This window comes from Paenibacillus sp. MAEPY2, from assembly GCF_000499205.1.
Classification (GTDB): domain Bacteria; phylum Bacillota; class Bacilli; order Paenibacillales; family Paenibacillaceae; genus Paenibacillus; species Paenibacillus vandeheii.
In genome coordinates this window covers 1-1,211 of record NZ_AWUK01000123.1, presented here as the reverse complement: position 1 = coordinate 1,211, position 1,211 = coordinate 1, and the positions used below count along the sequence as shown (strand labels likewise).

At 48.6% G+C, this 1,211-nt stretch carries 2 protein-coding genes; both read right to left on the bottom strand.

What is annotated here, in order from left to right; all coding sequences use genetic code 11:
- The coding region (locus P364_RS0134895) for a TRC40/GET3/ArsA family transport-energizing ATPase (protein ID WP_024634537.1) at positions 1–850 on the bottom strand (850 nt) is incomplete at its 3' end.
- Positions 851–869: 19 nt separating this feature from the next.
- Positions 870–1,211: arsenite efflux transporter metallochaperone ArsD (arsD, locus tag P364_RS0134890; protein ID WP_024634536.1), on the bottom strand; the 342-nt coding region annotated here is incomplete at its 5' end.

The window sequence follows — 1,211 nt, the reverse complement described above, 5'->3', positions numbered from 1 at the left end:
ACGGCGCTAGAGGAATTTGATAGATTGGAAGCTGCTGAACAGCTTCAGGAAGTTTCTCCAATGCACGTACCTGTCGACCGTAAAAAGCAGAAGAAACTGTATCCTGCTCGACAACCGAAGAAAGCATCCCGTTCACGATCAATAACTGATTCTGAATACCGATCTCTCCAAGCTCTTGCGATGCCCGCGCAGCTTCCTTCAGCGGCGAATCATCCGGACGAGTCACCAGTACAAGTGTCGTCTCATTGGAATCAGACAAGGTTTGGACGGCATCCTCATATAATGTTTTTTTCGCTTCCAGACCGGCAAGCGGTCCCAGACAGGAAGCGCCATGCGTACTTTCAGATAAAAACCCGCTCCAGGCGGTCGGCAATTGCAACAAACGCAGCGTGTGCCCTGTCGGAGCCGTATCGAACAAGATGTGATCATACTGCTCTCGCAGTTCTTGATTAGTCAGCATGGAACTGAACTCATTAAAGGCAGCTATTTCAACCGTACAGGCTCCAGATAATTGCTCTTCCATCGTGGCGATCACTGTATCTGGAAGCACGCCGCGGTATGGCCCAACCATTTCAGCTTTGTACTCATTAGCGGCGGTTTCAGGATCGAGATTGGCGGCATCCAGATTATTCATTCCAATTACAGGTACGGGGTGATTAGAGAGCTCCATACCAAAAACATCCTGTAGGTTAGAAGCTGGATCGGTGCTCACCAGCAAAACACGCTTCCCCGAATCGGCAAGCGATACGGCTGTTGCACAAGCCGTAGACGTCTTGCCTACGCCCCCTTTTCCGGTAAAAAACAGATAAGGGGTTAACGACATGGATTTCGGTTCAAATCGGTTTAACATGTTGAGAGGACCTTCTTTCCTAAAGCTCGGATTTGGTTTTGACTTCAAGACGTATTCTCGGCTTAGCCACCAGTTCTTCTTCCGTCAAACCGGTCCATTGAACGAATTCTTCGTTGCTTGGATAACCATTTTCCTTTACCACTTGACCATCTACAATGATAATGGGCAGCACTTGAGGACCCTTTTCAGCCAAAAGCTGTCCTACGAGCGGACTTGCCACAAAAGCATCAGGTTCACTGGTTAAGTTATAACGGGATACCTGAAACTGTTTCTTTTGCAAATTATGGACGACAGCAGATACACGAATCAGTTCCGGATCAACACCCGGACCACACACGCCGGAAGAACAACACATGGCAGG